This window comes from Massilia sp. Root418 (genome assembly GCF_001425265.1).
GTDB lineage: Bacteria > Pseudomonadota > Gammaproteobacteria > Burkholderiales > Burkholderiaceae_D > Rugamonas.
On sequence record NZ_LMEC01000021.1, the window covers coordinates 302,209 to 317,434 of the forward strand.

The following is a 15,226-nucleotide window of genomic DNA, read 5'->3' on the forward strand; positions in this document are numbered from 1 at the left end:
TGCAATTCTTTTCCGTAGCGCTTTTTTCCCTTCGCAATGACCACATTTTTCAAGCTCCGCGCCGGCGCGCTGGCAATGGCCGCCGCGCTGCTGGCCGGCTGCGCCAGCCAGCGTCCCGCCACCGTGGTGGACATCAACATCGCCACCCTGAACGACTTCCATGGCTACATCGAAGCGAGCAAATTCACCTACACCGACGCGCGCGGCAATGAACGCAGCCAGCTGGCCGGCGGCATCGACACCATCGCCGCCGCGCTGCAGGCCTGGCGCAAGGAAGACCCGCAGCTGCTGCTGGTGGGCGCGGGCGACCTGATCGGCGCCAGCCCGGCCATCTCCTCCATGTGGGCCGACGAGACCACCCTGGGCGCGCTCAACCTGCTGCGCATGAACGCCACCTCGGTGGGCAACCATGAATTCGATGCCGGCCGCGCCGAGCTGCTGCGCCAGCAGAAGGGCGGCTGCGTGTCGCCGCGGCCGGACAAGGCCTGCAAATTCGAGCCGGTCTACCCCGGCGCCAAATTCCAGTACCTGGCCGCCAACGTGGTGGACATGGCCACCGGCAAGCCCTTCCTGCCGGCCTATCACGTGGAGGAGGTACGCGGCGTGAAGGTGGGCTTCATCGGCGCCGTGCTCAAGGACACGGCGCAGGTGGTGCTGGCCTCCGGCATCGCCGGCCTGCAGTTCAACGACGAGGCGCAAGCGATCAACCGCGTGCTGCCGGAGCTGCGCGCGCAGGGCGTGAACGTGTTCGTGGTGCTGATTCACCAGGGCGGCCGCACCAAGGATGCGCTGGACCAGCCGGACTGCCCCAACCTGCAAGGCGAAATCGTGGACGTGGTGAAGCGCCTCGACCCGGCCGTGCGCGTGGTGATCAGCGGCCATTCGCACAAGGGCTATCTGTGCCGCGTGGACGGGCGCCTGGTGACGCAGGCTGAAACGGCGGGCCACGTCATGTCGCGCATCACCCTGAGCGTGGACACGGCCAGCAACAGCGTGGTGGGCGAGCGCGCGCGCAACGTGGTGATGGAGCAGGACCGCTACCCGGCCGATCCGGCCATGGTGGCCTACATGGACACCGTGCGCAAGCGCAGCGCCGAAGTGCTGGGCAAGCCGGTGGCGCGCCTGGCCGTGGCCAGAGTGGCGCGCGCCACGGGCGACGACAGCAGCGAATCGGCCATCGGCAACCTGGTGGCGGACTCCATGCTGGCGGCCGCCAAGCCGTATGGCGCGCAGATCGCCTTCATGAACCGCGGCGGCCTGCGCAACGACCTGCTGTCGGGCGCCGGCAACGTGGCCGCGCTGTCGCACCTGCACGCCGTGCTGCCGTTCGGGAATACCCTGGACGTGATGAACCTCACCGGCGCGCAGTTGCGCGCGCTGCTCGAAGAGCAGTGGCGCGAAGGCCGTAATATTTCGCGCGGCCTGCTGCAAGTGTCCGAGGGCTTCAGCTATCAATGGGATGGGAAGAAGCCGGAAGGCCAGCGCGTGGTGCCGGGCAGCGTGCTGCTGCACGGCGTGCCCATCGAGGACGGCGCCAGCTACCGCGTGGTGACCAACCACTTCCTGGCCGAGGGCGGCGATTACTACCCGACCTTCGCGCGCGGCACCGGCCGCGCCCCCACCACCATACGCGACATCGACGCGCTGGCCGGCTACCTGGTCCAGCGCGACCGCGACGGCAAGCCTGCCGGCGCGGCCCGCCAGGCCGGCCGCGTGCAGCGCCTGCAATCACCATGACAACCAAGGAGTCCACCATGCGCAAACTCTTCCTCTCAGCACTGCTGGCAGCGGGCTTCGGCAGCGCCCGCGCCGATTTCAGCATCCCCGGCTACGAGCTGGTGCTGACCACGCCGGTGGAAACCACGCTGGCCAACCCGGACCTGCGCGAAGCGGCGGCGGTGTGGGCGGAGCTGTTCGACAACGCCAGGAAGGACATCGCCATCGGCCAGTTCTACGCCGTGGTGCGCGAGGGCAGCGCCTTCGAGAAGGTGTTCGAGCGGCTGGAGGCGGCGGGCAAGCGCGGCGTGAAGATCCGCTTCCTGCTCGACAAGAAGGGCATCGGCCTGTCCGAAGCGCCCACCATCGAGCGCCTGAAGGCCATTCCCAACCTGGAACTGCGCATACTTGATTACAACCAGCTGACCGGCAACGGCATCATCCACGCCAAGTACCTGGTGGTGGACCACCAGGTGGCGTACATGGGCAGCCAGAACTTCGACTGGCGCTCGTTCGCGCACATCCACGAAACCGGCCTGCGCATCACGGACGGCAAGGTGGTCAAGCAGATCCAGGCCATCTTCGACCAGGACTGGAACGCCCAGTCGCGCCTGGCGCACGGCCAGCGCGTGGCGGAAATCGGCACGGCGGTGTCGAGCGCGAACTACGCGCCGGACGCCTTCCTGATGGCCAGTCCCTACGCCTACAATCCGCCCGGCGTGGCCGATTCCGAGCGCGGCCTGCCGGCCCTGCTGGAGGAGGCGCAAAGCGAAGTGCGGGTGCAGCTGCTGGACTACGCGCCGCTCAGCTACGGGCCGAAGGGTACGCGTCCCTACTATCCGGTGGTGGACAACGCGGTGCGCGCCGCCGCGCAGCGCGGCGTGAAGATCAAGCTGATGGTATCGAACTGGAACACCGAGGCGCCCGCCATCGCCTACCTGAAAAGCCTGGCGATGCTGCCCAACGTGGAAGTGCGCGTGGTCACATTGCCGAAGGCATCGGACGGTTTCATCCCGTTCGCGCGCGTCATCCACAGCAAGACCATGAGCATCGACGGCAAGGTGGCCTGGGTGGGCACCAGCAACTGGGCCGGCGGCTACTTCGACCTGTCGCGCAACCTGGAAGTGGTGATGCGCAATGCGCAGATGGCACAGCGCCTGGCCGCGCTGCACCAGCAGCTGTGGGACTCGTCGTACGCCGCGCCGCTGGACGTGAACAAGAACTATCCGAAACCTAGCAAAGGGAAAGAAGAATAAATGAAGAAGCTCGCATGTGTGCTGGCGCTGGGCGCCGCCTTTGTATCGACCAACGCGCTGGCCTGGGGTAACGATGGCCACCGCATCGTCGGTGCCATCGCCGACCAGCTGATCAAGGGCAGCTACGCCGAGAAGCAGGTGCGCGCGCTGCTCCTGCCGGGCGAGAGCCTGGAGAAGGTCTCCACCTGGATGGACTGCGTGAAGGGCACGTATTGCGGCCCGCAGACGCCGGAGATGACCGACTACACGGCCGCCAACCCCAAGCACACGGAATACCATTACACCGACGTGCCCTTCCAGCTCGATGAGTACCACGACCACGGCGTGGGCACCGAGGAGCACGACATCGTGCAGTCGCTGCGCCAGGCCATCTGGGTCCTGCAGGGCAAGGACGGCGCAGCCGTCAATCCGCACAAGTTCACCAGGCGCCAGGCCCTGCTGCTGCTGGCCCACCTGGCAGGCGACGTGCACCAGCCGCTGCACGTGGGGTCGGCCTTTATCAGCAAGGATGGCGTGTTCGTGGTGCCGCTCAAGCAGGAGCAGATCGACGGCGTCAACATCTTCAATCCGCAGGGCGGCAACAACATGCTGCTGGACGACGCGCGCATTGCGGCCCTGGGCGGCGCGCTGATTCCTGCGCCGGCGCCGAAGGAAAGCGAGGGCGCCAAGCCCGCCGCCGCCGCCGGTGTTCCGGCGGCCGCCGACGCCAAGCCGGCCGTGAAGACCAAGCCCTTCCACTCCTACTGGGACACCACCGTGGTGGACTACGCCATGCGCCGCGTGAGCGCGCGCACGCCGGAGCAGTTCGCGCAGATCGCCATCGCCGGCAAGCCGGCCGTGGCGCTCAACACCGGCGACCCCGCCGAGTGGCCGTACCAGTGGGCCAACGATGCGCTGGCGGTGGCCAAGGCTGCGCACGCAGACGTGACCGTGGGCCCGGCCGGCAAGCAGACCAGCCGAAACGGCACCGTCTACACCGTGTGGCAGCTGAACGTGCCGGACAACTATCCGGTGCCGTCGTCGGCCATCGCCAAGGAGCAGCTGGTCAAGGGCGGCTACCACCTGGCGTCGCTGCTGCAGGCCATCTGGCCCGAGCCGGCGGCAAAGTAAGCTATTTGGCGGCGGGCGGCCGGTACCATAACTCCGGCCGGTTCAGCGGCGTCTCCGGCGAGATGCCGGGATGGCGCAGCGACAGCACGCGGCGCTTGTCCAGGCCGCAGCGCTCGATCACCGGGCCCTTGTGCTTGCGGAACAGGGCGTTCAGCGTCCCGTCCTGCACCATGCTTTCCAGGCCGGCCGTGATGCGCCTGGCCAGCCGTTCGCCCTCGGCGTCGCGCCGCACGAAGAGGTAGCGCGGCAGGGGGTACTCCAGCAGCAGGCTCGGTTCCAGCGCCATGCCGGGATACAGGGCCCCGGCCTCACGCAGCTCGCGCGGCGCTTCATCCACCCCGCGCGAATAAAAATCGAAGCGGCCCGCCATCAGCATCGAATACAGGCGTTCATAGGTGCCCTCGATCACCTCGATGCCGGCCGCGCGCAGGATGGCCACGTCGGCCCAGTCCTTGCCCTGGCCGGCGCGCATGGCGCGCAGGTCCGGCACGCTGCGGATGGCCGCGAAACGCGGCAGGTCGGCTGCGCGCACCAGGAACACGCGCAAGCCCAGCAGGCCTTTATCGATGGGGATGCGGATCGGCAGGAACTGCTGCTCCACCGCCGGCGAGGTGGCGCGCGCGAGCACGTTGATGCGGCCCTGCGGCAGCGTCAGCTCCTGCGCCACGCGCGGCGGCGACATGGCTTCGCCCAGCTGCCGCATCTCGAACGGCCCGAAGGCCGCAGCGGACTTCTCCAGCGCGGTGCGCAGGATCAGCCAGTCGTAGTCGTAGCGGTTGTCCAGCGTGTCGATGTGGCGTGGATAGACGACGAGCTGCGGGGCGGTGCGCGCGTGTGCGCTGCCGAGCAGCGGCAGCAGGCAGCCGGACACGCTGCCCTGGAGGAACCGCCTGCGGGTGGGGAAGGAGCTCGCCATGCACCCAGTGTGCCACGTCCAGTGGCGCGGCAGCAAGCACCGTACAGACTCGCTTCACATTTGATTGTCAATGTCGCAATTTTTTACAATCGCGAATGTTAGAATAATTGAATCCTTTTCCAATCATGGACTTAGGCGCTTGGCATGGAACGTGCTCGGCATGGCGTACGCCCATTTCCGCCGGAGCCGTCCATGACCTTTCTTACGCGCTGTGTCGCCACCCTGCTGGCCTCGCTTGGTATCGGCCTCGGCGGCACGGCATCGGCCGCCACCTTGACCTACGGTTTTGACACCTTCGGCGACGGCACCAGCCTGAGCACGCAGTACGCGGGACTGACGTTCAGCCATGCCTCCGTGCTCAAGGCGGGCATCAGCCTGAATGAGCTGGCTTTCCCGCCGCGCTCCGGCGACGGCGTGCTGTTCGACGACGGCGGCCCGATCGAGATCGGCCTGGGTGCGCTGGCCCACAGCGTATCCGTGTACGTCACCTATCTGGAAGGCCTGACCCTGTCGGCCTACGACAGCAACAACAATCTGCTATCCAGCGCCACGGCGGCCTATCTGGTCAACGTGGCCGACGGCAGCGGCGATCCCGGCAGCAGCCCCAACGAATTGCTGACCGTGAGCAGCGCGGACGGGCTGATTGCCCGCATCGTGGTCGCTTCCAGCGCCGGCGGCGGCTCCCTGACGCTGGACGACCTGACCATCGCCGGCGCCGCCGCCGCAGTGCCGGAACCGGGCACGCTGCCGCTGCTGCTGGCCGGCCTGGGCGCCGCCTGCTGGCGGCGATACCGGCGGCCGCTGCGGCCTTAGCATCGGCAGTCCTTCCATTCCACCCCTGGTAAGCAAGCCGCGCAGCGCGCACCGACGCGCGTGCGCCAAGGAGCTAGCATGCGTCTTCCCCGCACTGTCAAGAAGCTGGCTGCGCTGGCCGGTGCCGTGCTGTTCGGCCAGGCCGCAGCGGGCAACCTCGGCACGCCGGCGCTCAGTCCCGCCAGCATCACGGCCGGGACCCCGGCCACGGTCCGCTTCACGGTCGCCATCAGCGACCCGAACTATCTGGCGGGCAGCGCCAATGTGCAGCGCCTGAACGCGGACGGCAGCGTGCAAAGCGTGCTCGGCCTGATGCGCGACGACGGCCAGGGCGGCGACGCTGCCGCCGGGGACCAGGTCTATACGCTCAGCCTGCCGGTGCAGGAGGCGGCGGCGGGCACGCTGCGCTTCCAGGTGTCGGCAGCCTACAAGCGCGAACTGAAGCGCACGGTGTCGGCGCCGCTCTCGCTCACGGTGAACCCGGCCACGGCCGCGCCGGCCTTCCGCGCCGCGCGCCTCAGCGTCGGCAGCGTGGCGGCCGGCAGCGGCGTGGTGGCGCTGGCCAGCGCGGAACTGGAAGGCGGGGTACCGGCCACCATCGTGCTGCAGAAGATCGACAGCGCCGGCAATGTGCTGGCCAGCCTGGGCGCGCTGCACGATGATGGCGCCGAGGGCGACGCGGCTGCCGGCGACGGCACCTACAGCGTGCGCGCCACATTGCTGGAAAATGCGCCTGGCAACGTGCTGTACCGCATCGCCGCCGGCTTCGCCGGGGTGGCGCAGCCGGTGTACTCGGCCCAGCTGGCCGTGGTGGTCACCGGCGTGGCCACCGGCGTCACGATCAGCGCGCCCGCCAGCGGCGCTTACCTGAATACCCCCGTCATCACGGTCTCTGGCCAGGCCGCCGATCCGTCCGCGCAGGTGACGCTGAACGGCGTGCCCGCCGTGCTGAGCGGCACATCGTTCAGTGCGTCCGTGCCGCTCAACGAGGGGCCCAACACCATCACCGCGGTGGCCGCCAATAGCGGCGGCAGCACCAGCACCAGCAGCATCCTGGTCACCCTGGACACCACCGCGCCCAAGGTGGAGATCTACAGCCCGTCGGCCGGCGGCAGCACCGGCGCGGCCAGCGTCACCGTCAGCGGCATGGTCAACGACATCGTGGTGGGCACCGTCAACCCGCAGCAAGCCACGGTCACGGTCAACGGCGTGGCGGCCGAGGTGCTCAACCGCAGCTTCGTGGCGCGCGGCGTGCCGCTGGCGCTGGGTGCCAATACCGTGCAGGCGGTGGCCACCGACCGCGCCGGCAACCGCGCCACCACCAGCGCGGCCGTCACGCGGGTGGCGGCGGCCGGTTTGACGCTGGTGTCCGGCAACAACCAGAGCGCGCCGGCCGCCAGCACGCTGCCCGCGCCGTTGGTGGTGGCACTGGCGGGCCCGCAGGGCGCGCCGCTGGCCAACCGGCCCGTGGTGTTCAGGGTGCTGGGCCTGGACGGCACGCTGGGCGCGAGCAGCGCCGCCCTGGCAGCGGCCGGCGGCGGCCTGTCCGCGCTGGCCGTCAATACCGACAGCGAAGGCAAGGCGCGGGTGTACTACAAGCTGGGTCGGCGCGCCGGGGCCGGCAACCTGGTCGAGGCCAGCAGCGCCGGCGTGGCCGCCACGGCGGACTTCGTGGCCACCGGCACGCCCGGCGGCGCCAGCCTGGTGGTGGTCGATTCGGGCAACAGCCAGACCGGCGTGGTGGGCCAGCCGCTGCCACTGCCCTTCATCGCCATCGTCACCGACGGCAACAACAACCGCCTGGCCAATGTGCCGGTGACGTTTGCAGTGAAAGAGGGCGGCGGCGGCTTCGGCGTGGCGCGCCTGAAGACCTTCAACACCACCAGCGACAGCGATGGCCGGGTGGCGGCCACCCTGGTGCTGGGCCCGGAACAGGGCGTCAACAACAATGTGGTGGAAGCGAATTACAGCGGCGGCACCGGCTACGCGGCCGCGTTCGCCGCCACCGGCCTGGTGCCGGGGCCTGCGGCGCAAACCCGCATCAGCGGCGTCGTGCTCGACAACAGCAACCAGCCGCTGCCGGGCGTGACCATCCGGCTGCTGCAGATCACGCAGGGCAACCGCAGCAACATCCCGCAGGAGATGGCCACGGCGGTGCAGACCGATGCGCAAGGCCAGTTCCTGATGCAGCCGGTGCCGGTCGGCGTGTTCAAGCTGATGACGGACGGCGGCACGGCGCAGCGCGCCGGTACCTGGCCGACCCTGGACTTCGACATGATCACGGTGTCCGGCCGCAACAACACCCTGGGCATGCCGATCTTCCTGCCGGAAATCAATCCGGCCAACCGCATCTGCGTCAACGAGACCACCGGCGGCACGCTGACCCTGGCCGAGGTGCCCGGCTTCGCGCTGACCATCGCGCCCGGCTCGGCCACTTTCCCGGGCGGCGCGCGCAGCGGCTGCGTGTCGGTCACCCCGGTCAATATGGACAAGGTGCCGATGTCGCCCGGCTTCGGCCAGCAGCCGCGCTTCGTGGTTACCATCCAGCCGGCCGGCACCCACTTCAGCCCGGCCGCCCGCATGACCATTCCCAACGTGGACGGCCTGGCGCCGCGCGCCGTCACCGAGATGTATTCCTACGACCACGACCTGGCCAGCTTCGTCGCCATCGGCAGCGCCACCGTGAGCGAGGACGGCGCCACCATCACCTCCGACCCCGGTTCCGGCGTCATCAAGGCCGGCTGGCACTGCGGCGGCGACCCCAATACCACCGGCTCGGCCGGCACCTGCCCCACCTGCAAGCGCTGCGAAGGCACCAGCTGCGTGCCGGTGGCGGACAGCCCGCCCATCGCGCCGGCCGCCGCGTCGCCGGTCCCGCCCGCCGTGCAGGACGCCGGCGACGCGGTGGCGCTGAACGAATTCGGCGCCAACACCGGCTTCGGCTATACGCCGTCGCTGACCTGCAGCGCGATGTGCGTGGCCGGCGGCGAGAAGGCGGGCATGAGCGGCGACATCACGCCGGCCGCCGCCTGGAGCGTCAAGATCCATACGCGGGCCCAGCTGCCCGGCTGCGCGGCCGCCACGCGCACGGCCGCCAATATTGCGCGCACCACGACCCATGAGCTGAAACACGCGAGCCTGCTCATGTCCGTCATCAATAACGCGAAAAGCGTGGTCGGCACCGTGTATGGTTCCATGCAGGCCTGCACGCAGGCCAAGACCGCCGCGATCAGCCAGCTGCAGGCGGCCTGGAGCGCCATGGTGGCGCGGCAGGTGGCGCACACCGATTTTGCCGGCGAGATGCGCTACGGCTTTGCTTGCCAGGGCGGGGTGACAGTCGAGGTCCCAAGTGGTACAACATACTGATTGTGGTGGGAGAACCGTATGAAGCAATTTGTCAGAGCACTGCTGATGCTGGCTGTGTGGAGCGCCAGCGTGCCGGTCATGGCGGAAGAGGTGTGGTATCCGGGTGGCAAGCGGCTGATTCTGCCGCTCGCGGACAAGATTCAGCGCAGCATGAGCGGCGCGGCCTTCGTCGCTGAAGGCATGTTCGTGGAGCTGCAGCCGGAGCGGCCCCTGGAGGTGCTGGACGAGCGCCGCGGCCTGCGCGAAGTGGGCTTCCAGGTCACGCGCCGGCTGGACCAGGGCAAGGCCTTGGCCGGCCCCCTGGTCACCTTGAAGCTGGTGGCCTACCGGCCGCTCGCGGGTGCAGCCAACGCACCGGCCGACAGCGCGGCGCTGGCCATGAGCCGCGAGGTGGAACGCGCCGCCGGCGGCAACCTGGTCGTGTACAAGCAATACCTGGACGCGATGAACGGCGCCACCGCCGCGCTGCTGTCCGCGCGTGGCTACATGAAGGACTTCTTCGTGCTGCCGGTGGCGGTGGGCGGGCTGGACGCGCCCTACCGGGTGGCCGACGTCGTGGTTCAGTTCGGCAAAAAATACGTCATCTTTGTCATGCGCGATATTGCCGGCGCCGCTGCGGCGCCGCTGTATCCGTCGGACGTGGACATCTACAACGCGGATGAGCCCGCAGTGCTGGCGACAGTACGCCCCGGCGGCTAGGCTTCGCTGCCGACGCGCCAGGCCTAAGCCCTACCCCTGCAGCCGACCAGACTTCGGAGCTTATGATGCGAGTGAGCCATAGAGTGCCCCATATCGTGCCAGCGCTGCTGGCTTGCCTGTCCCTCGCCCTGGCGGTGCCGGCGCGCGCGCAGCTCAACGAGAACTGCACGGTCAGCGTGCTCAACCGCAATGTGCAGGCCAAGGCGGACGGCAGCTGGGTGCTGCCCAACCTGCCTGCCAACTTCGGCACGGTGCGCGCACGCGCCACCTGCGTGCAGGGCGGCGCCACCACCTACGGCGAATCGGCCGCGTTCACCATTCCCGCCAACGGCTCGGTGACCTTGCCGGCCATCACCCTGGGGCCGACCACGCCGATTCCCACCCAGCTGCGCGTGAGCACGCCCACCGCGCTGCTGGCCAGCGCCGGCGCCACCGCCCAGCTGCAGGCGCAAGCCAGCTATCCCGGCGGCACCCAGGCCGACGTCACCGCCAGCGGCACCAGCTACACCATCAGCAACCCGGCCATTGCCACCGTGAGCGCGGGCGGCCTGGTGACGGCCGTGCGCAGCGGCACGGTGGTGGTGCAGGCCACCAACGAGGGTACCCAGGGCATCGTGCAGCTGCGGGTGGCGCTGGCCGGCGCCGACAGCGACGGCGACGGCATCCCGGACGACGAGGAACTGCGCCTCGGCATGAACCCGCACAACGCGGCGGACGCCCAGCTGGACCTGGACCACGACGGCCTGAGCGCGCTGGAGGAATACCGCGCCGGCACCAATCCGCGCCTGGCCGACAGCGACGGCGACGGCTTGAGCGACGGCGCCGAGGCCAAGTGCGCCGGCGGCTATTGCACCAACCCGCTGCTGGCCGACACCGACGGCGACGGTGTGCGCGACGGCCTGGAAATCCAGACCGGCAGCGATCCCACCAGCGCGGCCAGCGTCAATTTCGGCGCGGCCCTGGCCAGCGTGCGCGTGGCGCCCGGCAATTTCACCCTGGTCGTCAACTCGCTCACCGGCAGCGCCAGCGTGCAGCTGACCGTGACCGGCACGCTGATCGACGGCAGCGAACTGAACCTTACCAGCAGCGCGCGCCAGACCCAGTACGCCAGCAGCAACGTGGCGGTGTGCAATTTCGGCGCGCCGGACGGGCGCGTCTACGCCAGCACGGCCGGCAGCTGCCAGATCACCGTCAGCAACAATGGCCACAGCGCCACCGTGCAGGGCACGGTGCAGGACTTCGCGCCCGGCGCGCTGTCCTTCGTGGCGCTGCCCGGCTACGCCAACGGCGTGGCCGTGAGCGGCGAGTTCGCCTTCGTCGCTGCCGGCGCGGCCGGCCTGCAGGTGGTGCGCCTGAGCAGCGACCGGCGCACCCCGTCGGTGCTGGCCGCGCTGGCGCTGGGCGGCAACGCCAACGACATCGCCCTGGCCGGCAACCTGGCCTACCTGGCCACCAGCGCCGGCCTGAAAGTGGTGGACGTCACCACGCCGGCCGCGCCGCGCCTGCTGGGCACCTTCGGCGCCGTGGGCAACGCCATGGGCGTGAAGGTGCGCGGCACCACCGCCTACGTGGCGGCGGGCAGCGGCCTGACCATCGTCAGCGTGGCCAATCCGGGCGCCATGATCCAGGCAGGCGCCATCAGCCTGGGCGGCACGGCCTGGAACCTGGACCTGGACACCACGCGCAACCTGGCTGCCGTTGCCATGGGCAGCGCCGGGCTCAAGCTGGTTGACGTGAGCAATCTGTCGGCGCCGCTGCTGCGCGGCAGCGCCGCCACCGGCGACGCGCGCGGCGTGGCGCTGCGCGGCAACAGCGCCATCGTGGCCGACTACGCCAGCAGCATGACGTCGGTCGACATTGCCAACCCGGCGGCGCCCGCGGTGCTCTCGCGCACCGAGCAGTCGCTCGGCGGACTGCTCAACAACGTCATCCTGTCCGGCAATTTCGCGCTGGGCGCCGATGTGCTGTTCGTCAATGGCGTACCGATCGTGGACATCAGCAACCCGGCCGCGCTGCAGCCGCGCGCCGTGCTCAACTTCAGCGAGCGCGACGACAACGGCATGGGCATCGCCGCTGACGACAGCTACATCTATCTGGCGGCCGAGCGCAGCGGCCTGGTGCGCGGCGGCAGCAGCGGTGACAGCCGCCTCTACATCGGCCAGTACCAGCCGCGCATCGACCTGGCCGGGGTGCCGCCCAGCGCCGCCATCACCCAGCCGGCAAGCGGCGCCCAGGTGTACGAGGGCGCGGCGCTGACCGTGGTGGTGGACGCGCAGGACGACATCACGGTGTCGTCGGTGCAGTTCACCGTCAACGGCGTGCCGGCCTTTACCAGCACCGGAGCGCCCTACCAGTACACCTTTACCGTGCCCGCCGGCGTCAGCAGCCTGACCGTGGGCGCCGTGGCGCGCGACCTGGGCGGCAACGAGGGGACCGCTGCGCCGGTGACGGTGGCGGTGGCGCCCGATCCGCTGACCGAGGCGCGCGGCATGGTGGTGGACGCGGAAGGCCAGCCGCTGGCCGGCGCGGTGGTGACCGCGCCCGGCGGCCGCAGCGCCGTCACCGGCGCCGACGGGCGCTTCCAGATCACCGGCGTGCCCACGGTGCTGGGCAACCTAGTGCTGCAGGCGGCCTACACGCCGCCCGGCGGGTTGGCCCGCCACGGCGCGTCGGCCGCGGTGGCGCCGGTGCTGGGCGGGGTGACCGAGGCCGGCCGCATCACCGTGATCGACGTGCGCTTCGAAACCGAGTACGGCACCTTGTGGACCACCTGCGACGACTGCGCCACCGAACGCACCTTGCCGTTCAGCTTCCCGTTCTACGGCCAGCAGCACAGTACGGTCCACGTCGGCAGCAACGGCTACGTCACGTTCGATTCCGGCGACAGCACCTATACCGAGAACGTGCCGGCGTTCAGCAACCGCAAGCGCATCGCCGCCTTCTTCGACGACCTGATCGGCGGAGGCGGCGTGCTGATCAACGACCAGTTGCCGGACCGTTTCATCGTCACCTACGACCGCACCCGCCACTTCAGCGAGGGCGGCAGCAACACGCTGCAGATCCAGCTGTTCCGCGACGGCCGCATCGTGTTTGCCTTCCAGGGCGTGACGGCGCTGGGTACCGGCAGCATCACCGGCATCACGCCGGGACCGAACGCGCCCTTCCAGCAGGTGGACTTCAGCGCCGCGCCGGCCTTCGACGTGGCGCCGGGCAATGCCGTGTACGAGTACTTCACCTCGGCCAGCCCGTTCGACCTGGACCGAAGCTTCGTGGTGCTCACGCCCAACCAGGCCGGCGGCTACAGCGTGCGCACGGTGCTGCCGCCGCCGGCCGCGCCGGCCGCCACGCTGACCGGCACGGCCGCCGCCGCGCCCGCGCCCGCTGCCGGACCGGCGCAGCTGCGGGCGGCAGCCGCGCCTGCGCGGCGCAGCGCGGGCGCCGCGCAAGGCCTGGCCCAGGCGCTGGCCAACGCGGAAATCCGGGTCACCTCGTCCGGTAACCCGCACTACCTCGGCATGACCAATGCCGATGCCCAGGGGCGCTTCAGCCTGGCCGGCGTGCCGCCGGGCGGCATCAACGTGACGGCATGGCGCGACGGCGTGCTGGTGGGGCGCGGCAGCGCCATCTCCAGCGGCGCGGCAGCCGACCTGCTGCGCATCGAGCTGGCGTCGCCCGAAGCGCGGCCGAAAGGCGGAGGCAGCAAATGAAGCGGCTGACATGGCAAGCCTGGCGCACCGGGCGCCCTGGACGGGTGCGGCGCCCGGCCGTGCTGCTGGCGGCGCTGTCCGTGCTGGCGGCCGGCGCAGCCGGCGGCAGCCTGCTGGTGGACGCGTCGCAGCGCCAGGGCGAGCTGGGGCTCGAGCTGGGCCTGCCTGCCCACATGCAGGACGACGAGGAATACACCGCCCCGCTGGAGCGGCTGCTGGAGCATGGCCGGCGCGTGTTTTCCGCCAACTGGACCACGGCCGAGGGCGGCGGCCGCCCGCTTACCAAAGGCAACGGGCGCGGCCTGTCGGACGTGTCGGCGCCGCTGGTGGGCGCGCGTGCCTTCAACCGCATCTCCGGGCCGGACGCCAATTCCTGCATGGGCTGCCACAACCAGCCCTACGGCGTATCCGGCGGCAGCGGCGACTTCGTGGCCAATGTGTTCGTGCAGGGCCAGCGCTTCGACTTCGCCACCTTCGAGCGCGCCGACCTGGTGCCCACGCGCGGCGCGCTCGATGAGCGCGGCATGCCGGTCACGCTGGCCAGCATCGGCAACTCGCGCCACACGCCGGGCATGTTCGGCGCCGGCTACATCGAGATGCTGGCGCGCGAAATCACCACCGAGCTGCAGCGCATCCGCGACAAGATGCAGCGCGGCGAAACCCGCGTGCTGCTGGCCAAGGGCATCGATTTCGGCCGCCTCACGCGGCGCGCCGACGGCCTGTGGGACGTGAGCCAGGTGACCGGCTTGCCGCGCCTGAGCCTGATCACCGCCACGCCGCTGGACCCGCCCACGCTGGTGGTGCGGCCGTGGCACCAGGCCGGCAATTCGGTGTCGCTGCGCGACTTCACCAATACGTCCTTCAACCACCACCACGGCATCCAGTCCACCGAGCGCTTCGGCGCCGGCACCGACCAGGACGGCGACGGCTACAGCAATGAACTCACGCGCGCCGACGTGACGGCGGCCTCGCTGTACCAGGCGGTGATGGCCGTGCCCGGCCAGGTGATCCCGAATGATCCCAAGATCGCGCAGGCCATCGTGCACGGACAGCGCAAGTTCGAGGAATTCCGCTGCGCCGCCTGCCACGTGCCGGCGCTGCCGCTCAGCCGGGAAGGCTGGACCTATAGCGAGCCCGGTCCGTTCAATCCGGCCGGCAACCTGCGCAGCGGTGACGCCAAGACCGTCAGGGTCAACCTGAACGACCCGGCGCTGCCGCTGCCGCGCCTGGCGCCCGACCATCCGGCAGACCACGTGATGATGGTGCCGGCGTACACCGACCTCAAGCTGCACGACGTGTCCGATCCGTCCGAAGCCATGCCGGTGGAAGCGCTGGACATGAACTGGCCCGTGTGGGCGCCGAAGTTCCCGGCCGGGAACCGGCGCTTCCTGACGCGGCGGCTGTGGGGCATTGCCAACTCCGGGCCGTATTTCCACCACGGCTTGTACAGCACCATGCGCGAGGCGGTGCTCGGCCACGCCGGGGAAGCGCTGGCCTCGCGCAAGGCCTACCAGGCCGCCAGCAAGTATGACCAGGACGCGCTGATCGAGTTCCTGAAGTCGCTGCAGGTGCTGCCGCCGGGCACGCCCGCCCTGGTGGTGGACGAGAACTTCAAGCCGAAGCAGCGCTAGCGGCCTGCGCCG

At 69.9% G+C, this 15,226-nt stretch carries 9 protein-coding genes; 8 read left to right on the forward strand and 1 reads right to left on the reverse strand.

Annotated features, from left to right (window positions below; genetic code table 11):
• Positions 1-36 precede the first annotated feature (36 nt).
• The 3 genes from ASC94_RS19450 to ASC94_RS19460 are packed head-to-tail and all read left to right on the forward strand — an operon-like array spanning position 37 to position 4,082.
• Entirely contained in the window at positions 37-1,737 is a 1,701-nt protein-coding gene (locus ASC94_RS19450; protein WP_056398981.1) for a bifunctional UDP-sugar hydrolase/5'-nucleotidase, read from the forward strand.
• A 17-nt stretch (positions 1,738-1,754) separates the two neighbouring features.
• Positions 1,755-2,972 carry a phospholipase D-like domain-containing protein gene (locus ASC94_RS19455; protein WP_056399700.1) on the forward strand — a complete coding sequence of 406 codons (1,218 nt, stop codon included), beginning with the start codon at positions 1,755-1,757 and terminating at the stop codon, positions 2,970-2,972.
• Complete coding sequence (locus tag ASC94_RS19460) at positions 2,973-4,082, forward strand: S1/P1 nuclease (RefSeq protein ID WP_056398983.1); 1,110 nt, start codon at positions 2,973-2,975, stop codon at positions 4,080-4,082.
• Between the two features lies 1 nt (position 4,083).
• Here the strand turns inward: ASC94_RS19460 and ASC94_RS19465 are convergent, their stop codons facing one another.
• On the reverse strand, positions 4,084-4,998 hold the full coding sequence (locus tag ASC94_RS19465) for an ABC transporter substrate-binding protein (protein ID WP_056398986.1): 915 nt from the start codon (positions 4,996-4,998) through the stop codon (positions 4,084-4,086).
• Between the two features lie 192 nt (positions 4,999-5,190).
• On the opposite strand from ASC94_RS19465, the gene ASC94_RS19470 reads away from it, so the two are divergent.
• The 5 genes from ASC94_RS19470 (at position 5,191) to ASC94_RS19490 (ending at position 15,214) form a co-directional block, all read left to right on the forward strand.
• On the forward strand, positions 5,191-5,811 hold the full coding sequence (locus tag ASC94_RS19470) for a PEP-CTERM sorting domain-containing protein (protein WP_056398987.1): 621 nt from the start codon (positions 5,191-5,193) through the stop codon (positions 5,809-5,811).
• A gap of 78 nt (positions 5,812-5,889) precedes the next feature.
• Positions 5,890-9,177, forward strand: coding sequence for a choice-of-anchor X domain-containing protein (locus ASC94_RS19475; RefSeq protein ID WP_056398993.1), 3,288 nt, complete (start codon positions 5,890-5,892; stop codon positions 9,175-9,177).
• Between the two features lie 18 nt (positions 9,178-9,195).
• The gene (locus ASC94_RS19480) at positions 9,196-9,876 is read left to right on the forward strand and encodes a hypothetical protein (RefSeq protein ID WP_157201521.1); all 681 of its coding nucleotides are present in this window, start codon (positions 9,196-9,198) and stop codon (positions 9,874-9,876) included.
• 71 nt (positions 9,877-9,947) lie between these two features.
• Positions 9,948-13,583, forward strand: coding sequence for an Ig-like domain-containing protein (locus tag ASC94_RS19485; RefSeq protein ID WP_162251441.1), 3,636 nt, complete (start codon positions 9,948-9,950; stop codon positions 13,581-13,583).
• Positions 13,580-15,214, forward strand: coding sequence for a di-heme oxidoredictase family protein (locus ASC94_RS19490; RefSeq protein WP_162251442.1), 1,635 nt, complete (start codon positions 13,580-13,582; stop codon positions 15,212-15,214). Before ASC94_RS19485 ends, ASC94_RS19490 begins: the two co-directional genes overlap by 4 nt.
• The last annotated feature ends 12 nt before the right edge of the window (positions 15,215-15,226 follow it).

Excerpts from the sequence above, each read along its gene's own strand:
- ASC94_RS19450 (WP_056398981.1), top strand. The coding sequence starts at position 37 with ATGACCACATTTTTCAAGCTCCGCGCCGGCGCGCTGGCAATGGCCGCC.
- ASC94_RS19455 (WP_056399700.1), top strand. The coding sequence starts at position 1,755 with ATGCGCAAACTCTTCCTCTCAGCACTGCTGGCAGCGGGCTTCGGCAGC.
- ASC94_RS19460 (WP_056398983.1), top strand. The coding sequence starts at position 2,973 with ATGAAGAAGCTCGCATGTGTGCTGGCGCTGGGCGCCGCCTTTGTATCG.
- ASC94_RS19465 (WP_056398986.1), bottom strand. The coding sequence starts at position 4,998 with ATGGCGAGCTCCTTCCCCACCCGCAGGCGGTTCCTCCAGGGCAGCGTG.
- ASC94_RS19470 (WP_056398987.1), top strand. The coding sequence starts at position 5,191 with ATGACCTTTCTTACGCGCTGTGTCGCCACCCTGCTGGCCTCGCTTGGT.
- ASC94_RS19475 (WP_056398993.1), top strand. The coding sequence starts at position 5,890 with ATGCGTCTTCCCCGCACTGTCAAGAAGCTGGCTGCGCTGGCCGGTGCC.
- ASC94_RS19480 (WP_157201521.1), top strand. The coding sequence starts at position 9,196 with ATGAAGCAATTTGTCAGAGCACTGCTGATGCTGGCTGTGTGGAGCGCC.
- ASC94_RS19490 (WP_162251442.1), top strand. The coding sequence starts at position 13,580 with ATGAAGCGGCTGACATGGCAAGCCTGGCGCACCGGGCGCCCTGGACGG.